Source organism: Denitratisoma sp. (assembly GCA_032027165.1).
GTDB lineage: Bacteria > Pseudomonadota > Gammaproteobacteria > Burkholderiales > Rhodocyclaceae > Desulfobacillus.
The window spans coordinates 217,607-235,833 of record JAVSMO010000001.1; the positions used below are offsets into that span (position 1 = coordinate 217,607).

19 protein-coding genes are annotated in these 18,227 nt (G+C 67.2%); all 19 read right to left on the minus strand.

Going from position 1 to position 18,227, the window contains the following annotated elements; all coding sequences use genetic code 11:
* Positions 1-1,269: a glycoside hydrolase family 99-like domain-containing protein gene (locus tag ROZ00_01100; protein ID MDT3734806.1), complete on the minus strand. Its 1,269-nt coding sequence runs from the start codon at positions 1,267-1,269 to the stop codon at positions 1-3.
* A gap of 12 nt (positions 1,270-1,281) precedes the next feature.
* Positions 1,282-2,127 (minus strand): class I SAM-dependent methyltransferase, encoded by an 846-nt coding sequence (locus tag ROZ00_01105; protein ID MDT3734807.1) that lies wholly within the window; start codon positions 2,125-2,127, stop codon positions 1,282-1,284.
* Positions 2,128-2,290: 163 nt separating this feature from the next.
* A complete protein-coding gene (locus tag ROZ00_01110; GenBank protein ID MDT3734808.1) occupies positions 2,291-3,124 on the minus strand; it encodes a TylF/MycF family methyltransferase in 834 nt (277 codons plus the stop codon).
* Positions 3,125-3,129: 5 nt separating this feature from the next.
* Positions 3,130-3,873, minus strand: coding sequence for a sulfotransferase family 2 domain-containing protein (locus tag ROZ00_01115; GenBank protein MDT3734809.1), 744 nt, complete (start codon positions 3,871-3,873; stop codon positions 3,130-3,132).
* Entirely contained in the window at positions 3,874-5,202 is a 1,329-nt protein-coding gene (locus tag ROZ00_01120; protein ID MDT3734810.1) for an ABC transporter ATP-binding protein, read from the minus strand.
* Complete coding sequence (cysC, locus tag ROZ00_01125) at positions 5,192-5,842, minus strand: adenylyl-sulfate kinase (GenBank protein MDT3734811.1); 651 nt, start codon at positions 5,840-5,842, stop codon at positions 5,192-5,194. The genes ROZ00_01120 and cysC overlap by 11 nt, the downstream gene beginning before the upstream one ends.
* Entirely contained in the window at positions 5,832-6,641 is an 810-nt protein-coding gene (locus ROZ00_01130) for an ABC transporter permease (protein ID MDT3734812.1), read from the minus strand. Before ROZ00_01130 ends, cysC begins: the two co-directional genes overlap by 11 nt.
* Positions 6,638-7,315 (minus strand): HAD family hydrolase, encoded by a 678-nt coding sequence (locus ROZ00_01135; GenBank protein ID MDT3734813.1) that lies wholly within the window; start codon positions 7,313-7,315, stop codon positions 6,638-6,640. Before ROZ00_01135 ends, ROZ00_01130 begins: the two co-directional genes overlap by 4 nt.
* Before the next feature lie 10 nt (positions 7,316-7,325).
* Positions 7,326-7,814, minus strand: coding sequence for a histidine phosphatase family protein (locus tag ROZ00_01140; protein MDT3734814.1), 489 nt, complete (start codon positions 7,812-7,814; stop codon positions 7,326-7,328).
* A gap of 2 nt (positions 7,815-7,816) precedes the next feature.
* Positions 7,817-9,328 (minus strand): CHAD domain-containing protein, encoded by a 1,512-nt coding sequence (locus ROZ00_01145; protein MDT3734815.1) that lies wholly within the window; start codon positions 9,326-9,328, stop codon positions 7,817-7,819.
* A 37-nt stretch (positions 9,329-9,365) separates the two neighbouring features.
* The gene (locus ROZ00_01150) at positions 9,366-10,586 is read right to left on the minus strand and encodes an ABC transporter permease (protein ID MDT3734816.1); all 1,221 of its coding nucleotides are present in this window, start codon (positions 10,584-10,586) and stop codon (positions 9,366-9,368) included.
* Positions 10,580-11,296 (minus strand): ABC transporter ATP-binding protein, encoded by a 717-nt coding sequence (locus ROZ00_01155; GenBank protein MDT3734817.1) that lies wholly within the window; start codon positions 11,294-11,296, stop codon positions 10,580-10,582. The genes ROZ00_01150 and ROZ00_01155 overlap by 7 nt, the downstream gene beginning before the upstream one ends.
* Positions 11,296-12,525, minus strand: a complete 1,230-nt coding sequence (locus ROZ00_01160) for an efflux RND transporter periplasmic adaptor subunit (protein MDT3734818.1) — start codon at positions 12,523-12,525, stop codon at positions 11,296-11,298. Before ROZ00_01160 ends, ROZ00_01155 begins: the two co-directional genes overlap by 1 nt.
* Entirely contained in the window at positions 12,522-13,949 is a 1,428-nt protein-coding gene (locus ROZ00_01165) for a TolC family protein (protein MDT3734819.1), read from the minus strand. The genes ROZ00_01160 and ROZ00_01165 overlap by 4 nt, the downstream gene beginning before the upstream one ends.
* Positions 13,950-14,048: 99 nt before the next feature.
* Complete coding sequence (gene soxB, locus ROZ00_01170) at positions 14,049-15,764, minus strand: thiosulfohydrolase SoxB (protein MDT3734820.1); 1,716 nt, start codon at positions 15,762-15,764, stop codon at positions 14,049-14,051.
* 61 nt (positions 15,765-15,825) lie between these two features.
* Positions 15,826-16,440 carry a sulfur oxidation c-type cytochrome SoxX gene (gene soxX, locus ROZ00_01175; GenBank protein MDT3734821.1) on the minus strand — a complete coding sequence of 205 codons (615 nt, stop codon included), beginning with the start codon at positions 16,438-16,440 and terminating at the stop codon, positions 15,826-15,828.
* A 20-nt stretch (positions 16,441-16,460) separates the two neighbouring features.
* Positions 16,461-17,321, minus strand: coding sequence for a sulfur oxidation c-type cytochrome SoxA (gene soxA, locus ROZ00_01180; GenBank protein MDT3734822.1), 861 nt, complete (start codon positions 17,319-17,321; stop codon positions 16,461-16,463).
* An 80-nt stretch (positions 17,322-17,401) separates the two neighbouring features.
* A complete protein-coding gene (gene soxZ, locus ROZ00_01185; GenBank protein ID MDT3734823.1) occupies positions 17,402-17,716 on the minus strand; it encodes a thiosulfate oxidation carrier complex protein SoxZ in 315 nt (104 codons plus the stop codon).
* A 37-nt stretch (positions 17,717-17,753) separates the two neighbouring features.
* A complete protein-coding gene (gene soxY, locus ROZ00_01190) occupies positions 17,754-18,227 on the minus strand; it encodes a thiosulfate oxidation carrier protein SoxY (protein ID MDT3734824.1) in 474 nt (157 codons plus the stop codon).

Sequence of the window (18,227 nt, forward strand, 5' to 3'; positions counted from 1 at the left end):
CTAGCGGCCGCCGTTCAGGACCCAGCGGACGAACCTGCGCAAGCGCGGGTACCCCTTCAGCCAGCCGACCAGCCGGCCCAGGGTCAGGTGAAAATGATAGGCAAGCACGGCGCCCAGATCGGGCAGCAGCCGGCGCCGTGCCTCGCTCGAGAGGGCGGGATCGGGGGCATCCACGAACCGGCGTGGCCGGTCGGGCTCGCATTTTGCTGCAAGCGTCGCTTCGAGATAGCGGCGCTGATACCTTCGGTCGGGCTCGAGATGGCAGCCCTCGGCCCACTCGTTCCAGGCATTGATGAACACCAGGCGCTCCTGCTCCGGGAAGTCGCGCGCGCTGCGCTCGATGGCCTGCGCCAGCCAGCACTCGTAGTTTTCCGGCGAGGTGCCCATCACGATGACGCCGCGGCTTCCCGTGCGAGGCGTGTTGTCCCAGGCGGGGAAGACGCCGCGGAAGACGTTGGAGTGCTGGTAGCGCCTTTCAAGGTACGTCGTTGCGATCTCCCTGTAATCCACCACATAGCCGGCGAAGGGATCGCGGAAGGCGATGTTCTTCGCCAGGTTCCTGCTCTGCAGGTTGTGGGGCGGGAATTCCACGCCGCTGTCGAAGCCGAACTGGGCGTAATCCTGGTTGCCGTGCGTCAGTGCGGCGCAGACATGGATTTCGCCGATGCCGGCGGTGCGGCAGAAGTCGCGCCAGACGGCGACAGTCTTGCGCGCATCGGGCAGGTGCTGCGGTCGGTAAACGATGAGGAAAGGGGCGCCGCCGACGCGGATATAGCGGGGGTCGGTGAGGAAGGGCGCCAGGCTCCGTATGAAGTTGAGGTCGTCGTCCGGCAGGTAGCGCTGGGCGATGAGGATCTCGTGCTCGGCGGCGTCCCACCGGCGCGTCCAGTTTTCGTTGGCCCAGCACAGGCAGAAAGGCATGTCGCTTTCCGGATCGGCCAGCATGTCGTCGAGCGGCTGGTTGAGCAGGCGCGTTCCCGAGAACCAGTAGTAGTGGTAGCAGAAGCCGTCGATGCCGTATTCCTTCGCCAGGCGGATCTGCTCGTGGCGCGTTTCGCGCACGCGCAGGTCATAGAAGCCGAGGTCGGCCGGCAGATGGGGCTGATAGTGGCCGTCGAACAGGGGCTGCGCCTTGGTGACGTTGGTCCATTCGGTGAAACCCTTGCCCCACCACTTGTCGTTCTCGGGGATGGGATGGAACTGCGTGAGGTAGAAGGCGATGATGCGGGGGAATCGGTCGGGCCTGGCCGGCGTCGTCTGGTCGATCATCGAGGCGGTTCCTCAGTGGCGGATGCCGAGGCGCTGCAGCAGGCGGGAGATCCGCGCTCGGGTCTCCAGGCTCAGGAAGGAAATAAGGAAGCCGAGCAGCCGGTTGCGTTGGGCGCCAGCGCTGAAGCCGCCTTGGCCGGGTGCCGGCACTGCGAGCGATTCGAGTTGCAGCGCCTTGCCCTCCGCGGCCTGCGGCACCGCTCTGAGCACGACCTGGTAGACGTTGCCGAAGCGGTTCCATTCGAGCGCCTTGCGTGCCTCGCGAGGCAGCTTGCGCCAGCGGCTGGCGAACTCGGTCTGTTCCGGCGCGCGCACCACAAAGTCGGCTTCGACGATCTTGAAGCCGGCGTCTTCGAACAGCTTCTGGATGTTGCGGATGCCCCAGAAGCGGATGTGCGTGCGATCGAGCAGACCCCAGGGCTGGTATTCGAAGTCCTCGTTGAGCAGGCAGGCGACGACGGCACTGTGGGCGACATGGGGCAGGGAGATGACGACGCAGCCGTCGTCGGCGAGCAAGGGCAGCATCTTCTTGAGTGTGCCCCAGGGATCGTAGAGGTGCTCGAGTACGTCGGCGGCGACGACGACGGAAAACTTCCCGTCGCCGAGCAGCGCCGGCCACTGTGCGTCGTTAAGATTGCAGGGATGCACCTTCTCGCAGTATTCGGAAACGATCGCGATCGCCTCGGCGTCCAGTTCGAGTGCCGTGATGCGGCAGCCGTTGCCGTGCAGGTGGCGGGTGATCGAGCCAGGGCCGGGGCCGAGCTCGAGCACCCGCATGCCGCTACCCACCATGCGGATCACCTTCGCGGCGGCAGTGTCGGGATTGACCTGGTATTCGTATTTGTGGCGTTGGGCCATAGCTCAGGCCGTTTGTGCTACGGAAAAGGCTGCAGTCGGATTCTTCCGGATTACATTACATCCACTTTGCCCGACATTGTACCTTCCGGAATTTCGCTTGGCTTGGCTCCGCCGATGGCATTCCGCTGCGCCGAGAAATCGCGGCCATCATTTCGTAGCGGGATCAGAGCCCTGTTTTTTGCCAATAAACGCCGACGCCGTCGATTTCGATGATTTCGTCGTCGATATTCCGCCGGGACCGGAACTCATCAACGGCTTTGCGGCATCCCTCCACGACGCGGTAGTCGTCGACGATCACATAGCCGCCGACGGAGACCCTGTCGTAGAGATGAGATAGAGCGTCCATGGTCGACTCGTACATGTCGCCGTCCATGCGCAGGATGGCCAGCGGGCCGGTCTGCGCCCCCGGGAGGGTGTCCTTGAACCAGCCCTTGAGGAAGACGACCTGCCCATCGAGCAGGCCGTAGCGCTCGAAGTTGTGCCGAACCGTCTCGAGCGGCACAGCCAGCTCACTGTAGGTGTGGAATGTATCTCCCGAATCCGCTGGATAGGCGGCATCGGGTGGTGGCAGGCCCTCGAATGAATCGGCGGCCCATACCTTGCGGTCCTTGACGCCGTACGCCTCCAGGACAGCTCGCAGATAGATACAGGCACCCCCCCGCCAGACGCCGGTCTCGATGAAGTCGCCGGCCACGCGGTTGAAGAGCGCCTCCTCAGCCAGCAGGCGCAGGTTTGCCATGCGCCTGCGCCCTATCATCGAGTGGGCCACGGATGGCCAGTCCCAGCCGTACTCGCGCAACGTCTTGTCGAAGGTGTCGCTGCCGAGCGCCTTCAGCGGCGGGTCCTCGTAGATGCTGCCCGTCAGGCAGTCCAGCATCAGTTGCAGATAGCGGTCGCGCACGCGGCGCAGCCTGCCGAAATGGCGGTACTGAAGGTAAATGACCAGCTTGCGCCGCAGTCGGCGCAGCTTATATTGGAAGCCATCGGTCCTTACCATCGCCATCACCCGGCACGCTTCAAGCGGGGCAGCTCGTTTCGCGCGTAGTCATAGAGCTGGCGATCCAGCCCGGTCAGTCGGTCCAGCAGCGCCCTAATTTCCGGGGCTTGCGCCTCGGCTCCCGGCCGCCCCGGCGTCTCGTTCAGTTTCGGCATGCTTTCCATCCCAGGTATCCCCAGCGCCCTTAGTACGGGTGCCGCATCGGCGGCGAACGTCTCGGTAAAGCCCACATGCGACAACTCGGCAATATGTTCCTTGGCCAGGCGCAGCAGTTCGTCCTCGCCGAAATCGGCGATGGTCCGGTCGTCGCGGTGGGCGTAACCGTGGGCCAGTTGCCAGACTTGGTTATTCCAGATGTTCTTGCGCACCCAGGGATCATGCAATCCGGCCTCCAGAAATCCGGCAAGGTTCAGTTCGTGCGCCTTTTGGTAAATGATGAATTCTGCCGGATCGCGAGACCGGCAGAAATAGTACATGGACAGGATGCGCTCAGCCGGGTCCCGCAGGAAAGTGAAGGTGTAGCGGCCTTCCATCAGGGGCCGCGCGAAATGGTAGCCGATGTGGCCGGAAATGAAGCGGACATGGTGCAACTGGTCGGGGGACTTGCCCCAGCAGTCGCCATGGCTGGCTAGGCTGTCTCCGTAGTGTTGCCGTGCCAGATGGAGAATCGACGTGCCAGCGGTCTTCTGGATGTGCAGGAAGAGCGCCGGCACCGACCCGGGCCGGGGTTTTCTCCGGAAAAGCGACATCTACGCCACCGCCTTTCCGGCCAGGCGAGCCGCAGACTGGCAGCTAAAGCCCACCGCTCCGATGCCGCTATGTTCCGTCTCTGCCTCGACGCGGAAGCGCAGGGCGCTTTGCCGGCCATGCAGCGCGTATTCGATGCCCGCCTGACTGCCGAACACCGCCACGCTGATCAGGTAGCTGCCCGGGTTCAGGACGCATTTGAAATCGAATTGCGCAACGACAGTCTCGCCGCCGGCAACCTGCGCCATGCCGGCTTCGGCCGAAGGGGCTGTCCATGCGCCGCCCAGACGCGTGCCGTCGAGTGTCTTGATCAGCATGGCACAGCGCACATGACGGGCGTCTGCGACGAAGCGAGCCCTGAACAGGCATCGGCCGTCCTGGCCGGTGCGCAGGACGGTCACGCTCCGACCGGCGGCGTCCACCAGTTGAACATCCTCGATCAGGGCGCCGTTCGGCTCGTAGGCCACGGCAACGTGAGCCTCCGCCTCGCCTGCCCCCTCATCGTCATACACCTCCGCCATGAGGCCCGCGTTGTCGGCATGCCCGCCGGCTTGCGATCGGATCCGCTCGCGCGCCGCCTGGCGGGTGTCCGGCCCGGCGTTGAGAAGCCGCCGGTACTGCACGACGATCGACTCGGGCGGACCGCTCAACAACTGCTCTCCTTCATCGAGCAGGATCGCCCGCCCGCAAAGCCTGGCGACTTGTTCCATGTCATGGGACACGAAGAGGATGGTGCAGCCCGCATTGCGCAGATCGCCTATGCGCCGGAAGCATCGCGCGCGGAAGCCGGCATCGCCCACGGCCAGCGCCTCATCGACCACCAGGATCTCGGGGTCCACATGCACTGCGACGGCGAAGGCCAGCCGCAGGAACATCCCGCTCGAGTAGGTCCGCACCGGCTGGTCGATGAACTCGCCGATGTCGGCGAAGGCGGCAATATCGCCGAATCTTTCTTCCATCTGCTTTCCGGACAGCCCCATCAGTGCGCCCTGGAAATAGGCATTCTCCCGTCCCGTGAACTCCGGGTTGAAGCCGGCGCCCAGTTCGAGCAGGGCCGAGATCCGGCCAGTGACCGACAGCGAGCCCTCGCTCGGTTTGAGGATGCCGCACACCAGCTGCAGCAGCGTGCTCTTGCCCGAGCCGTTACGACCGACGATGCCGAGCATTTCTCCGCGCCGGACGTCGAACGAGACATCGCGTAGCGCGGTGAATTCCCGGTGATAGCGCTTGAGGCCGAAACTGAGGAACTGCTTGACGCGGTCGCCGGGATGACCGAAGAGCCGGTAGATCTTGCCCAGATTGCGCGCGGAGATGACGATGTCAGACGCCATGGCCGGCTTCGGCTTGTGCAATGACGTTGCGCTCGCGCAGCAGCGACAGCAGGGTTGCAATGGATTCCCCGACGCCGGTTCGACTCGTGTCCAGCACCAGGTCCGGGTGCTCCGGCGTCTCATAAGGCGCCGACACGCCAGTGAAATGGGCGATGCCGCCGGCCCGGGCCTTGGCGTAGTTTCCCTTCTCGTCGCGCGATTCGCAAACTTCGACCGGACAGCGGCAATACACCTCGATGAAATTCTCTGCGCCGACCAGTTCGCGCACCTTCCGTCGATCGGCTGCGTAGGGCGAGACGAAGGCGGCCAGGGTGATGATGCCCGCATCCAGGAACAGGTTCGCCAGTTCCCCGATGCGACGGATGTTTTCCGCACGGTCCTGCTCGGCGAAGCCGAGGTCGCGGCACAGGCCGTGCCGGACATTGTCTCCATCGAGCACGTAGGCGTTGCGGCCTTCGGCGAAGAGGCGCTCCTCCAGTCCATGTGCCAGCGTGGACTTGCCCGAGCTGGGCAGGCCGGTGAACCAGACCAGCACGCTGCGATGGCCGCTGCGCGCCTCGCGCATCGCGCGGGTCACCCGCTGCGGGTGCCAGCGCAGGTGGGGATCGATGCTGCCGGGAGCGGGCTTGTCAGAGGGCATCGGCGAACTCGTCGCGGCTGTGCTGGAAGAAGGCGTGGCCGAGGATGGCAGCGGCGAAGCCCAGTGCGAGTGCGGCAGACCAGGCGGCCCAGGGCACGGGCAGTCCCAGGACGGCGGCGCGCGCCGCTCCGATCACCGCGCCGAGCGGGTTGGCGTTGTAGAGAAAAGTCAGTCCCGGCGGCACGGCGCTGGCGGGGTAGAACACCGGCGAGAGGAACAGCAGCATCTGCACGAAGAGCGGCACGATCTGGCTCATGTCCTTGATGAACACGCCCCAGGCGGCGAGGAACCAGGCCGCACCGATGGCGAGCAGCACGACCGGAAGCAGCAGCAGGGGGAAGAGCAGCAGGCCGGACGAGAGGTTGCCCGTCCATGCCAGCGCTGAGGCGAGGATGAGGAAGTTGAAGGCGGCATGCACCAGCGCCGCGCCGAGCGGCACCAGCGGCAGGATGTCCACCGGGAAGATGATCTTCTTCACGTAGGCTGGAAAGCTGCGCACGGCTGTCGAGGCGCGCGAGACGGTTTCGCCGAAGACGTTGAAGACGATCAGGCCGCAGTAGAGGATGAGCCAGAAGGGCAGGCCTTCGCGCTGCTCGGGCCAGCGCGCCTGGAAGATGTGGCCGAAGACGAAGGCGAAGATGGCCAGCATGAGCAGGGGGCTGAGGAAGATCCACAGCACGCCGAACATGGCGCCGCGGTAGCGCAGCAGGACGTCGCGCTTGACCAGTTGCCCGAGCAGGTAGCGGTGGCGGGCGATGCCGGCGGCGATTGCGAGGGGGTTGAGCGTGATCGAACTCATGGGCGCTCGGTGGTTGCGCATATCCGGCGTGCAAGGGTGGCGACGGCGCCGGGAAGCTCGGCGAAATGCCGGAGCACGGCGTCCGGTGCGGTGGCGATGCCGGCCGCGCCGTAGCCGTAGGCGGCGTGGATGAAGCGCAGGCCGTTTTCGCGTGCGGCGGCGGCATCCTCGTCGGAGTCGCCGACGAAGCAGGCGCGCTCCGGGTCGATGCCGTAGTGCGCCACGAGGCGCTTCGTCACGGCCGCCTTCGAGGGGGCCGGCGGCTCGGTCTCGTCGCGCGTGTGGATGCCGGCGAAGTGCCGCGCCAGGCCGAGCGCCTCGAGGATGCGGCGCGTCGGCACCAGCCGCTTGTTGGTGACGATGTAGAGGTGCGCACCGGTCGCGGCAAGTTGCGCCAACCCGTCCGCCACGCCGGGGAACACCGCTGTTTCACGGTAGCCCTCCGTGTCGTAATCGGCCTTGAAAGCTTCGACCAGCCGCGCAAGCCTCGCCTCGTCGGCGAGGCCGCTCACCTGCCGCAGCGTCGCTGCCAGCGGTGGGCCGATCAGCGAGGCTTCGAGCGGCACGGCCGGACGCAGGCCGTCGGCCGCCAGGATGCGCCCGAACGAGGCAAGGATGCCCGGCGAGGAGTCGATCAGGGTGCCGTCGAGGTCGAAGAGGATGTCGGTAGGCATTTCGTGGTGTTTATACCAGATCGGGCGCGATCACCGCACGCAGCACGGTTTCCTCGCTGCCGTTGCGCATGCGCCGGGTGAACCACCAGAGCGCGCCTTTCCTGACGCTCCAGTCGGCGGCGTCGCCGGTGAGCAGCAGTGCTGCCGCGCGCCCCAGCGTCGGTTGGTGGCCGACGACCACCACCGTGCCGCCGGCATGGGGCCAGCCGACGGCGCCGAGCAGGCTGGCCGCGCTGGCGCCGGTGCCGAGCTTTTCCTTCACGTCGAAGGGCAGTTCCAGCGCCTCGGCCGTCTGCACGGCGCGCACGGCGGGGCTGGCGAGGATGCGCGCATCGGCGGGCAGCCGCTTCCCCAGCCAGCGCGCCACCTGTTTCGCCTGCTTGCGGCCGCGCTCGGTGAGCTTGCGCTTCGCATCGGGCATGCCGTCCTCGGCCTCGGCGTGGCGCCAGAGAATGATGTCCATCGTCTTTTCCGCTGCGGCGGAGGGCTTGTTGGCCATGGTCAGCCTTTCTTCCAGAATCGCTTGATGGTGCGCAGGCGCCGGATGCCCTGCAAAGCCAGTCTGCACAGGACGGCGTGGCGCGGTCCGTGCCACCCTCCCGTGAGGGCGACCGCCTCGCGCAGCGCCGGGTCGCTGCCCATGCACTGCATCAGCAGGGGGCCGGCGCGCGACAGGTCGTTGAGCGCGCCGAGGCTGTCCTGCAGGGCGGTGAGGATGGCGAGGGCCTTGCGCGCCTCCCGCTCCCGGTAGAGCGGTGCGAAGAATTCGATGGCGTAGCGCAGCCGTTTCACGCCGATGCGCAGCGCATGCAGGCTGGCAGGGTCGGCGTTCCCGGCTGCGTCGGCGAGGGCCAGCGCCTTGCGGTGCAGCCGGTTGAGGCGGCGGGCGGCGAAGGCCGCCAGCGTTTCCTCCGCCGGGGCGCCGCGCTGCCCGCCTGCGGTGCGCTGCAGGCGGGCATTGAAGTCGAGCAGGGAACGGGCGTGCGAGGAAGAGGCCAGCGCTTCCCGCAGGGCGGCATGTGCCTGTCGGCGCGCCTGCCCGACGGATTTTGCCAATGCCGCCATCTGGGCGTTGTCGGCAAAGGCAGCTTGGGCCGGCCCGACGATCTCTGCCGCCAGCACGTCCCAGTCGCGTGCTCCGCCGAGGCTGCGCGACAGGTCGCGAATCGGCGGGACCACGGCCTGCTCGAAGCCGGCCGGCAGCGCCGGCCGGAAGGTGCGCAGGGCTGAACGCAGCCGTCGCAGCGCCACGCGCATCTGGTGGATGAATTCCGGATCCTGCTCGCCGGCGCCGAGCGTGTTCCATTGCAGTTGCGCGATGCAGGCGGCGGCGATGGCGCGAAAAGCGTCCAGCGGCGCCTGTGCCGCGCGGAGCGGCGAGGGCGCGGCCTTGACCGGCTTCAGCGGCGTGCCCAGGCGCAGCCGGTAGCCGCGCTCCGCCTTGGAGAGAATCTCGGGCCGCAGCGGCAGATCGGCGGCCAGGGCGAGCGCGAGGTCGAACAGGGCATCCGTCCTTCCTTGCTCCAGCTCGATCTCGATTTCGGACAAGGCCTGGCGCTCGTCGCCGGCTTCGATCCAGCCGCGGTCGAGCATGAGCAGGATGGCGCCGCCTTGCGCCGGCCGCAGCCGCCAGGCCTGGCGCTTGAAGACGGTCTCGAAGGCCGGCTCGAGATGCGAACGGATGCGCTGCCGCTCGAGCAGCGCGCGCAGCCGCGGGTCGTCGATGCCGGCGAAATCGAAGCGCCCGCGGTAGGGCCGCTCCCATTCCGGCCGCACGGCGAGGCCGCCGCTCGTCGTGCCCGCGCACTTGACGGTCTGCAGCCAGCCGCGCCCCTGCCGGCGCGTACGCAGGGCGACGCCCTTGCGGTGCAGGGCCAGGTCGGGCGTGTCGTAATAGACGTTGACGAGTTTGCGGGCGGCGAGCTTTTCCGCCTCTCGCAGGAGCGGATGGCGCAGGAAGGCGCGGTGCGCCGAGGCCGGCAGCGACAGCTTGATTTCGACTTCTTCCTTCATGAGACGGGCATTATCGCCCATCTGGCGCGCCGATAAGCTATTGGTAGCGGAGGGCCTCGATGGGGTCGAGCCGGGCCGCCTTTCTGGCCGGATAGAATCCGAAGAAAATTCCCACGCCGGCCGCTACGGCGAAGGCGGTGAGGACCGAGCTGCCGGAGACGACGACGGTCATCTTGGCGAGCTGGTTCACCAGCAGGGCGCCGCCGACGCCGAGAAAGAGGCCGATGGCGCAGCCGATCACGGAAATGATGATGGCCTCGAGCAGGAACTGGGCGAGGATGTCGCGCTCGCGCGCGCCGATCGCCATGCGGATGCCGATCTCCCGCGTGCGCTCGGTGACCGAGACCAGCATGATGTTCATGATGCCGATGCCGCCCACCAGCAGCGACACCGAGGCGATGGCCCCGAGCAGCAGCGACATGACGCGCGTCGTCTCGGCCGCCGTGTCGGCCACCGCGGTGAGGTTGCGCAGGGTGAAGTCGTTGTCGGCGCTGTCGCGCAGGCGGTGGCGCTGGCGCAGCAGCGCCTCGATGGATTTCTCCACCGCCGGCATCGCCTCGGCCGAGCTGGCCTTCACCAGGATCTGGCGCACCGAACCCTGGAAGGGGGTGCCGAACACCTTGCGCTGGGCGGTGGTGAGAGGCATCACCACCAGGTCGTCCTGGTCGCGCCCCTCGAGGTTCTGGCCCTTCGGCGCCAGCACGCCGAGGACGGTGAAGGGCGCCTGGCCGATGCGGAAGGTCTTGCCGACCGGGTTCTCGTCGCCGAACAGGTTCTGCGCGACGGTGCGGCCGACCAGCGCCACGCGGGTGGCGGCGCGCACGTCGGAGTCGGTGAAGGAGGCGCCGTCGGCGATCGGCCAGGAGCGCGCATCGAGGTAGGCGGGCGTGGTGCCCTGCACCCAGGCGTTCCAGTTGTTCGGGCCGTAGACCATCTGCACCGAGCCCCAGTGCACCGGGGCGACGGTGTCGACGCCGTCCAGTTCGGCGATGGCATTGGCGTCGGCGACGTTGAGCGTCGGCGCGCTGCCGCTGCCGGTTCGCACGCCGCCCGCCGAGGTGTAGCCGGAGAGGACGACGAAGATGTTGCTGCCCATCGAGCTGATGGTCTGCGCCACGGCGTACTGCGCGCCCTGGCCGATGGCCATCATCAGCACCACGGCGCCGACGCCGATCACCATGCCGAGCATGGTGAGCAGGGTGCGCAGCCGGTTGGCGCCCATGGCGCGCCAGGCCTCGTGCAGCATGGCGCCTAGCATGGGGTGGCGGCCTCCGCATGCGGCTGCGTCGGCGCATCGTGTACGATGCGCCCGTCGAGAAAGCGCACCTGGCGCTTCGCATGCGCGGCGATGTCGCTCTCGTGGGTGATGAGGACGACGGTGATGCCCTCGTCGTTGAGGGCGCCGAACACGGCCATGATTTCCTCGCCGGTATGGCTGTCGAGGTTGCCGGTCGGCTCGTCGGCGAGGATCAGCCGGGGCCGGTTCACCAGCGCCCGGGCGATGGCCACGCGCTGCTGCTGGCCGCCGGAGATGCGGCTCGGCAGCGAGTCGGCGTAGCGGCCCAGGCCGACCTTGTCGAGCATTTCCTGCGCGCGCGCGCGGCGTTCCGCTTGGCCGATGCCGGAATAGACCAGCGGCAGCGCGACGTTGTCGGCGAGCGTCATGCGCGGCAGCAGGTTGAAGCCCTGGAAGACGAAGCCGATGGTGCGGTTGCGCAGCGCCGCAGTCTCGTCCTTGCCGAGCTCGGCGACGTTGCTGCCGGCCAGGAAATAGCGCCCCTCGCTCGGCCGGTCGAGGCAGCCGAGGATGTTCATGAAGGTCGATTTGCCCGAGCCGGAGGGCCCCATGATGGCGACGAATTCGCCGGGCAGGATGGCGAGGTTGACGTCCTTCAGCACCGGGAAGGGGCCGGCCGGCGTGTCGTAGGCCTTGAACAGCGATTCGACGCGGATGACCGCCTCGGCCATCAGAACAGCCTCATGCGGAAGGTGCTCGATGAGGCGGCCGGCGAGGCGTTCGGCAGGTTTTCGCCCGTGATCACCTTGTCGCCTTCCTTCAGCTCGCCGCCGGCGACCTCGGTGAAACGGGAATCGGTGATCCCGGTGCTGACCTTGACGGCCTTGAGCCGGCCTTCCTCGAGGACATGCACGGTGCCGCTGCCGGCATCGCGCCGCCGCTTTTCGCCGCCGGACTGGCCGCCGGGCCGGCTGCCGTTGGCGGATTTTGCGGGTTCGCCGTCGACCTTCTCGGCGGGCTTGCCTGCCTTGTCCGCTTCGGCGGGCTTGAAGCGCAGCGCGGTATTGGGCACCAGCAGCACGCCCTTCTTCTGCGCCACCACGATGCTGACGTAGGCGGTCATGCCGGGCAGCAGGGTCTGCTCGGGATTCTCCACGGCGACGACGACGTTGTAGGTCACCACGTTCTGCTGCGTCGTCGGGTTGAGGCGGATCTGCTTCACCTTGCCGCGGAAGCTGCGGTTGGGGAAGGCGTCGACGTTGAAGCGCACCGGCTGGTCGACGCGGATCGCCCCGATGTCGGCCTCGGCGAAGGTGGTGTAGATCTGCATCTGCGTCAGGTCCTGCGCGATCTTGAACAGCGTCGGCGTCTGGAAGCTGGCGGCGACCGTCTGCCCGACGTCGATCTGCCTGTCGACCACCACGCCGGACACCGGCGAGCGGATCACCGAGTAGCCGAGGTTGGCGCGGTCGCGGTCGTTCTGCGCGCGGGTGAGCCGGGCCTGCGCTTCCGCCGCCTCGCGCGCCTGCACCGCCTGGTCGAGTTCCTGGCGCGAGATGTATTCCTGCTGGAAGAGCGATTTCATCCGGGCTTCATTCGCGCGCGCGAGCTGCAGCGAGGCTTGTGCGCTGGCGACGCTGGCATCGCTCTGCCGCACCTGCGCCGAATAGATGGCATCGTCGAGTTCCGCCAGCACCTGTCCGGCCTTGACCTGGTCGTTGAAGTCGACATGCAGCTTCTTCACGGTGCCTGACACCTGGGTGCCGACGCTGACCAGCGTCACCGGGTTGAGCGTGCCGTTGGCGGAGACCGTCTGGGTGACGTCGCCTTTGGCCAGTGCCTGCGTCTTGTAGCGCTGCTCCGGGCTGGCGGCGGCCTTCTTCTGATAGAGGTAGTAGCCGGCGCCCGCTACCAGGCAGGCAGCGACGGCGAATACGACGGTTTTCTTCACGTGCATCATGGACGGTCTTTCTGCGAGGCGGGGGCCGCGGCTTGCGGTGCGAGGTCGGTGAGCAGTCCCGAGTCCAGCGCGCCCATGGCCTGCGCCAGGGCGGCGCGCGAGACGAACCAGTTGGTGCCGGCCTGGATGCGCTGCTGCCGCGCGTTGGCCAGCGCCACCTGGGCGGTGAGCAGGTCGAGGATGCTGCCGACGCCGGCGCGGTAGCGGCCGGCGGCGACCCGCTCCGACTGCGTCGCGCTTTCCAGCAGATCTTCGGCGGTTTTCACCGACTGGGTGGCGGTGGCGAGGTTGGCATGGGCGTTCCAGACGTCGAGCGCCACCTGCAGGCGCACCTGCTCGCGCCGCGCCGACTGGAGATCGGCCTGGGCTTCCGCCGCCCGCACCTTGTAGGTGGTGGAGAAGCCGCTGAAGAGCGGGATGTTCACGCTGAGGCCGATGCTGGAGCTGTCATAGGCCGGCTGGCCGGCGATCTGGCTGCGGCCGGCGCCGACGCCCAGCGAGACTGTCGGCAAGTGCGCGGCCTTCGCCGCATCGATGTTTGCCCGGGCGGCGCGGAACTGCGCCTCCGCCGCGGCAAGGTCGGGGCGCCGCGTGCGTGCCTCCTCGATCAGGCGCGTGACGTCGGCTTCGAAACCCGCGCCCGGTGCGGCGGCCGGCAGCGGCGCCAGCGTCAGCGCCAGCGTCGGATCGATGCCGATGACGTTGGCGAGCGTCCCCTGCGCGGTCTTCACGGCGCCTTCGGCGCCGATGCGGTTGAGCACGGCCTGGGCATGGGCCGTCCGCGCCTGCAGGCGGTCGGCCGGGGTGGCGGTGCCGACGCGGTAGCGGGCTTCGGCGGCATTCAGCGATTCGAGGGCGGCCTTCTCCGACAGCCGAGAGGCCTCCAGCACGGCGTCGGCGGCCTGGCGCTGGAAGAAGGCCTGCACGGCAGCCAGGAAGATCGCCTGCACGGTGGCGTCGCGCGCGAACGAGGCGGCGGCAAACAGCTGGCGGGCGTTTTCCAGCGAGGCCGAGCGGGCGCCGAAATCGAACAGCACCCAGGACAGGTCGGCGTCGACAGAGCGCTGCGTGTAGGGGTCGCTGCCGCGCGCCGCCTCGTTGCGGATGCGCGCGACCGAGGCGCCGGCCGAGACGGAGGGCAGGAAGGCGGACTGCGCCACGCCGACCTGGGCCGCCTGCACGCGGGCGCTGGCCCAGCCCTGGCGCGTCTGCGGGTTGTTGCAAAGGGCGAGGTCCACCACCGCGGCCAGGTCGAGCGGACTGGCGAGATCGGCGGGCTGGCAGGGCGCCGGCGCGGGATGCAGACCCGCCATCGGCGGCACGGCCTCGAGCGCGCCGAAGGGATCGGCCGCCAGCGCCGGCGTCGCGGCAAGGGCAGCGGCCAGTATCCCGCGCCGCAGCGCCAGGAAAAAGTCAGTCTCCATGGTACGGCGAATTCTACCGTGCCATGCCGCAGTGCAATGTAATGGAATGTAACGGGCCGGTCGCCGCGCCGTCCTGCGGGAACCGACTTACTTTCGTTCTCAGGCGATGCCGGGATTGCCGTCCATGCCGATCAGCTTCGGCGCGTTGAGCTGGCGCGGCGCGACGACCTTCCTGTCGCGTAGCCACTTCGCCACGACATCCCAGATCGGCTCGCCGCTGGCGCCTTCGGCCACCGGCGCCCAGCCGGCCACCTTGTAGGTCTTGTTCGCCTCGATGGGCTTGCCGTCCAGGCGCATGTCCTGGATGCGATGGCCCATGGCGGCGTTCGGATCGCAGGCATAGCTCATGCCGCCGACGCGCACCATGTCGCCGCCCTGCTGCTTGTAGGGGTCGGGGTTGACCAGGTTGTCGCAGACGTCCTCGAGGATGTTCTTGATCATCTCGCCGCTCATGTCGGTGAGCGTCGTGTAGGGATACGTGATCGCCGTCTGGTCCATGACATGCTCGAAGGCGACGGCCTGGCCGGGCAGGATGCTGGTGCCCCAGCGGAAGCCGGGCGAGAAGGCAATCTGCGCGCCCTTCACCTCCAGCATGGCGTCGAGGATGAGCTGGTCCCAGCTGCCGTTGAAGTTGCCGCGGCGGTAGAGCAGGCCCTCGCTGACGGCCAGCTTCTCCTCCAGCTTCGCCCGGTGCGGCGCGCGCACCTTGTCGATGTAGGCGGTCATGGCCTTGTCGGCCGGCAGCAGGTTGGCGAACACCGGCAGCAGCTTGTAGCGGAAGCCCTGGACCTTGCCGCCGCGGACGTCGAAGTCGAGCACCGAGAGGAACTTGCCGTTGGAGCCGGAGTTCATCACCAGCGTCTGGCCGCCGGCGTTCTTCACCATCGAGGGCGCCGGCACGCCGTCGTGGGTGTGGCCGCCGAGGATGGCATCGATGCCGGTGACGCGGCTCGCCATCTTGAGGTCGACGTCCATGCCGTTGTGCGAGAGCACCACCACCGCCTGGGCGCCCTTGCCGCGCGCCTCGGCGACGACCTTCTGCATTTCCTCGTCCTGCACGCCGAAGGTCCATTCCGGCGTGAAATGGCGCGGATGGGCGATGGGGGTGTAGGGAAAGGCCTGGCCGACGATGGCCACCGGTACGCCGTTCATCCGGCGGATGACGTAGGGCTTGAACACCGGGTCGCCGAAGTCGGTGGTCTTGACGTTCTGTGCGAGGAATTCGACCTTACCGGCGAAATCCTTTTCGACGATTTCCTTGACGCGTTCGGCGCCCAGCGTGAACTCCCAATGCGGGCACATGATATCCACGCCGAGCAGCTTGCAGGCGTCGACCATGTCCTGGCCGCGGCTCCACAGCGCCGTGGCCGAGCCCTGCCAGGTGTCGCCGCCGTCGAGCAGCAGTGCGCCCGGGCGCGAGGCGCGCAGGCGCTTCACCAGCGTGGCCAGGTGGGCGAAGCCGCCGACCTTGCCGTAGGTCTGTGCCGCCGCGGCGAAATCGAGGTAGGTGAAGGCATGCGCCTCGATGCTCTTCGGCTTGATGTTGAAGGCCTTGAGCAGGTGCTCGCCGACCAGGTGTGGCGCCTTGCCCTGCGCCCCGCCCAGGCCGAGGTTGACGTTCGGCTCGCGGAAATAGATCGGCAGCAGCTGGGCGTGACAGTCGGTGAAGTGCAGGAAATGCACGTTGCCGTAGCGCGGCAGGTCGTAGAGCTTCTCGCCGCCCTGGGCAGCGAGAAGCTGGCGGCTGTCGAGGGCGAAGCCGGCCGCGGAGGCGGCGGCGAGGATCTGCAGGAATTCTCTGCGGTTCATGGACATGTCGGGGGGTCCTCAAAAAAAAGGGCTTGGCAACGCCAAGCCCCCGTGAGCATGGTCGTTGTTATTTGCTGTTGACCGGCGATTGCGGATCGAGCAGCAGGGCGACGAGGTTCTTGATCTGCTGCTCGTTCAGTGCATTGACGTGGCCGAAGCGCGGCATCGCCGAGCACAGGTTGAAGGCCTTGGCGTTCCAGATCTTGCCGTAGACATACTTCTGCATGTCCGGGGTGTTGCCACGCGTCTTGCCGAACTGGTAGAGGCTCGGGCCGATGGTGCCGAAGGACATCTCGGTCGGCGAGATCTGGTGGCAGTTGTAGCAGTTGCCGCCGCCGGGCACGCCGGCCTTGTCGCTCCAGGTCATGCCGCGACCGCTCTGCGCCAGCTTCTCGCCGGCCTTCCAGTCGCCCATCAGCTTGCCGTCGGCCGGATATTTGATGGCTTCCAGCTGGTCTTTTTCGAGACGCGCGGCGACGTCCTTGGGCGGGTTGTCGCCGCTGCGGTTGCAGATGGCCTGGACGCCGTCCTCATGCAGGCGGTCGGTGGTGGCGATGCCTTTCGCCTTGAAGTCGCGCTTCATCATGGCGACGGCCTCGGCGCGGTAGTTGCGGATGTCGTCGGCGAGCACGGCGCTGCAGGCCAAGGTGGCGGCGAGGCCGGCAATGATTTTTCTGTTCATGGCTTTCATCTCCTGTCCCCTTAACGCTTGATGCCCGGGCCTTTGTACGTCTGGCCGTTGGCGGTTACGGTCATGTAGGCGAGCAGGGCGGTGATGGAATCCGAAAGATAGTTCGGCTCCGGGAAGCGCTGCTGACGGAAGCAGTCGTTCATGCGCCACTGCTGGGTGAGCATGAAGCCGCCGGTCATGCGGTAGCCCGGCCAGCCCTGATAGGCGCGGATGGCTTCCCCGGGCTTCCTCAGGTTGGGCAGGTCCTGGGTGCGAATGCGCTTGCCGTCCTCGCCGTGGCAGGAGGCGCAGGAGAAGTCGTAGGGACCGGCGCGATAGGCAAAGATCTCCTTGCCGATGTTGTAGGCCTCGATCTCCTTCGGGTGCCTCTGCGGCGCGGCAATCTTCATGTTGCGCGACTGGGCAGCAACGTAGGTGATGACGGAGACGTGGTCAGGCGTCTTGTTGACGTTGCTGAAGGGTTGCTTGCGGATGTCCGCTTCGTCGTAGCCGAGGTACTTGATCATGCAATGCACGACGCGCCGCTCGGCGTCCATGACCTGGCCGACGTCGGCGAAGTAGCGCGGCATGTGCACGTAGGCGCCCTTGACGACGCCGGCGCCGAGGCCGAGATCGCATTGCGCCATCGAGGCGCCGTTCGGCCCCTTCTTGTTCTTCCAGATGTCCTCGCCCTTGGCCTCGAACAGTTCAGCGGGGTTGTCCTCCTCGAGGACTTCGCGGAATTTCTCGAATTCCTTCGAAACCTCGCTTTTATTGGCGGGGGCGGCGGCCTTCGCCGGTGGCGGGGCCTTCTTTGCGGGCTGCTGGGCGTGCACGGCGAACGATGCCGTCAATGCCGCGGCCGCGAGGAGCATGCCAAGTCGCTGCTTCATGGTTCTTCCTCCTTGTGGGTGCTGCTGCATTTCCGGGACGGTCATTGCCGTCCCGGGTTGTTGTTCTGCCCCGTCCCGCCTCAGGCGGCGATGGTGGCTTCGTCGGTGCGCTTGTCGCCCTTGTTGTCCACCCAGTTGATGACGACCTTGTCGCCGGCCTTTGCGCCCTTGACGCGGAAGCCGAACACCGGATTGCGCGAGACCGAGGTGGCCGTCTGGCCCTGGATCACGCGCTTGCCGGCCACATCGATGGTGATCGACTGGATGTAGTGTGCGGGCACCAGGTTGCCGGCGTTGTCCTTGCGCTGACCCGTTTCCATCGGGTGGCTCATGAGGACGCGGATCTCGGCGGTGTCGCCCTTCATCTGGGCGCGGATTTTCATTGGATCTGCCATGTCGTTTCCTTCACATAGTCTTTGTCGATGGATTCGCTCAGCCGCCGCAGCCGCCGACCGTGACCTTGACTTCCTTCTTGGCCCTGTAGTACTTGCCGTCCGCCGTCTTGGCGACGACTTCGACCAGGGAAGTCTGGCCCATTTTCAGTCGCAGTGCCATTTCGGGCAGGGCGCCGTTGGCGAAGTCGAAGGCGCTGGAGAGTGGCAGCGGATTCTTGTCGACCAGCACTGCGAGCGAAATGGTGTTGGGAATGCTGCTGCTGACGTCGACCGGCACGACGGCGCCGTTTTCGGCGATATCCGGCGCCTTGATGGCGATGCCCGTGCTGTCGGCCGCACTGGCGGCGCCGATGTTCTTGAGTGCGCCCGCCATGTCCTTGGCCTCGAAGGCGGCGCGGTTGTATTCGGCGGCCAGCACCTGGGAAGGCTTGAGCACGCCGGCCGCTATGGCCGCCGCGATCGCCCCGGTGGCGCCCGCCCCTTTCAGCAGGGTTCTGCGCAATGCATCCAT

Coding starts and splice junctions, on each gene's coding strand:
- ROZ00_01120 (MDT3734810.1), bottom strand. CDS start 5,202: ATGGCGTCTGACATCGTCATCTCCGCGCGCAATCTGGGCAAGATCTAC.
- ROZ00_01145 (MDT3734815.1), bottom strand. CDS start 9,328: ATGAAGGAAGAAGTCGAAATCAAGCTGTCGCTGCCGGCCTCGGCGCAC.
- ROZ00_01130 (MDT3734812.1), bottom strand. CDS start 6,641: ATGAGTTCGATCACGCTCAACCCCCTCGCAATCGCCGCCGGCATCGCC.
- soxZ (MDT3734823.1), bottom strand. CDS start 17,716: ATGGCAGATCCAATGAAAATCCGCGCCCAGATGAAGGGCGACACCGCC.
- ROZ00_01105 (MDT3734807.1), bottom strand. CDS start 2,127: ATGGCCCAACGCCACAAATACGAATACCAGGTCAATCCCGACACTGCC.
- soxY (MDT3734824.1), bottom strand. CDS start 18,227: ATGGATGCATTGCGCAGAACCCTGCTGAAAGGGGCGGGCGCCACCGGG.
- ROZ00_01165 (MDT3734819.1), bottom strand. CDS start 13,949: ATGGAGACTGACTTTTTCCTGGCGCTGCGGCGCGGGATACTGGCCGCT.
- ROZ00_01140 (MDT3734814.1), bottom strand. CDS start 7,814: ATGGCCAACAAGCCCTCCGCCGCAGCGGAAAAGACGATGGACATCATT.
- soxA (MDT3734822.1), bottom strand. CDS start 17,321: ATGAAGCAGCGACTTGGCATGCTCCTCGCGGCCGCGGCATTGACGGCA.
- soxX (MDT3734821.1), bottom strand. CDS start 16,440: ATGAACAGAAAAATCATTGCCGGCCTCGCCGCCACCTTGGCCTGCAGC.
- ROZ00_01110 (MDT3734808.1), bottom strand. CDS start 3,124: ATGGTAAGGACCGATGGCTTCCAATATAAGCTGCGCCGACTGCGGCGC.
- ROZ00_01100 (MDT3734806.1), bottom strand. CDS start 1,269: ATGATCGACCAGACGACGCCGGCCAGGCCCGACCGATTCCCCCGCATC.
- ROZ00_01155 (MDT3734817.1), bottom strand. CDS start 11,296: ATGGCCGAGGCGGTCATCCGCGTCGAATCGCTGTTCAAGGCCTACGAC.
- ROZ00_01150 (MDT3734816.1), bottom strand. CDS start 10,586: ATGCTAGGCGCCATGCTGCACGAGGCCTGGCGCGCCATGGGCGCCAAC.
- cysC (MDT3734811.1), bottom strand. CDS start 5,842: ATGCCCTCTGACAAGCCCGCTCCCGGCAGCATCGATCCCCACCTGCGC.
- ROZ00_01115 (MDT3734809.1), bottom strand. CDS start 3,873: ATGTCGCTTTTCCGGAGAAAACCCCGGCCCGGGTCGGTGCCGGCGCTC.
- ROZ00_01160 (MDT3734818.1), bottom strand. CDS start 12,525: ATGATGCACGTGAAGAAAACCGTCGTATTCGCCGTCGCTGCCTGCCTG.
- soxB (MDT3734820.1), bottom strand. CDS start 15,764: ATGTCCATGAACCGCAGAGAATTCCTGCAGATCCTCGCCGCCGCCTCC.
- ROZ00_01135 (MDT3734813.1), bottom strand. CDS start 7,315: ATGCCTACCGACATCCTCTTCGACCTCGACGGCACCCTGATCGACTCC.